Raw genomic sequence first — 1,608 nt, 5'->3', positions numbered from 1 at the left:
CCCGCCTGGTGCAGGATCGCGCTGGTGCGCCACGGCACCGTGAGCCTGGCCCGGCTGCGCTCGGTGGTGCCCTCGGTGGTGCCGGCGGACGGCGACGAGGAGCTCGACAGCGCTCCCGCGCCGGGTGCGGGACCCGCGGAGCCCGGCGCCGGCCGCCCGGCGGCCTCGGGATCGCACGCCGTGAGCGAGCCCGATCCGGAGGCCGTGCCGCCCGCGGCGGAGCCCGCCGACCCGGCGGGCGCGGCCGCACCCGCGGACCGGCAGCCTCCGGCGCCCGGGCCGGCGCGGGCCGCGACGGCGCAGGGACTGGCCGCCGCGCTCGTGGCGCGCTCCGCGGCGGGCGCTCGCCCGGCCGTGGACCAGGACCGCACGCGCGTCCAGCGGCCCGGGGCGCCGGGGCAGCCGCGGCCGCTGCCGGTCGAGGAGGCCGCCCGGCTCGTGGCGCGGGGCAGCGGCGAGGCCTGAGCCCGTCCCGGGAGCGGCCCGGCGCGGCCCCGAGCAGCTCTGCGGGGCTCAGCCCCGGCCGGCGGCCAGGTGCGCCTGGCGCAGGACCTCGCTGATCCGCGGCTCGGGGACCGCGTCGTGCTCCTCCGCCCAGCCGCGCACCTGGCGCTGACCGAACCAGGTGACCTCGAGCCGGCGGAACACGCCGTGCCACCGGTGCCCGGCCAGGGCCGAGACCGCGAACCCGGCGTCCACGACGAGCCGGCACAGCAGCACGGGGAGGTGGCGCGGCTCCCGGCGGCCCGCGTCCCGCAGGATGGAGCCGGTCGTGGCGCCCTCCCAGGGCTGCAGCACGACCGGCGGCAGCGCCTCCCCGTGGCGCCCGACCCGGGAGACGAACTCGGCCAGGGCGTGCACGGACGTCACCGGGGTGGGCGCGCCGCCGTCGCCGGCCACCGAGCTCAGCGGCGAGGACGCGAAGCGGGCCAGCCGCGCGGTGGTGCGCCGGCCGGAGCCCTGCACCGAGGTCGCGCGCAGCACCGTGATCGCGGGTGCTCCGTCCTCGCCCGCCCAGTCGCGGCGCAGCTTCAGGAGCGCGCTCTCGCCCAGGGCCTTGGAGAAGGAGTAGGGGGAGAACGGTCGGACCGTGGGCGTCTCGTCGAGGACGTCGACGTCGCCCTGGACGGCCGCGGAGCTGACGTGCACGATCCGGCGCACGCTCGTGCGGCGCGCCGCGAGCGCCACGAGCACCGGCAGCAGCGCGTTCGCCCCCACGAGGGACTCCTCGTGCGTCTGGTCCGGGGCCGCCAGGCCCGCCGCGTTGACGACCACGTGGGCACCGGCGAAGGACTCGGCGAGGTAGTCGATGACGGACTCGAGCCGGCCGGCCTGCTGGAGCAGGTGGTGGACCGTGCGCGCCCCGGACCCCAGCCGCGGCGCGGAGACCGGGACCACCGTCTGGCCGTCCGCCTGCAGCCGGGCCACGGTCGCGGAACCCACGAACCCCGTCGCTCCCAGGACTGCCCACGTCGTCGATGTCACGGTGCTTCCTCTCTGCCGTTTTCGAAGGGTTTTTCGCAACACCGTGGTCTCGCGGATGCGCCGGCTCGAGCGCCGGGAGGTGCTGCGCTCCGGCGGTCGAGACGTCGACCTGGCCTCCGTGGG

General features: G+C 78.5%; 1 protein-coding gene and 1 pseudogene. One reads left to right on the top strand and one right to left on the bottom strand.

What is annotated here, in order from left to right; translation table 11 throughout:
* Nucleotides 1-465: pseudogene (locus H488_RS37515) on the top strand (hypothetical protein); the annotation flags it as partial.
* Between the two features lie 48 nt (nucleotides 466-513).
* Here the strand turns inward: H488_RS37515 and H488_RS33255 are convergent.
* Entirely contained in the window at nucleotides 514-1,485 is a 972-nt protein-coding gene (locus tag H488_RS33255) for an NAD-dependent epimerase/dehydratase family protein (protein WP_031283606.1), read from the bottom strand.
* Nucleotides 1,486-1,608 lie beyond the last annotated feature (123 nt).

It is taken from the genome of Kocuria sp. UCD-OTCP (genome assembly GCF_000349605.1).
Classification (GTDB): domain Bacteria; phylum Actinomycetota; class Actinomycetes; order Actinomycetales; family Micrococcaceae; genus Kocuria; species Kocuria rosea.
This window is presented reverse-complemented; position numbering and strand designations above follow the sequence as displayed.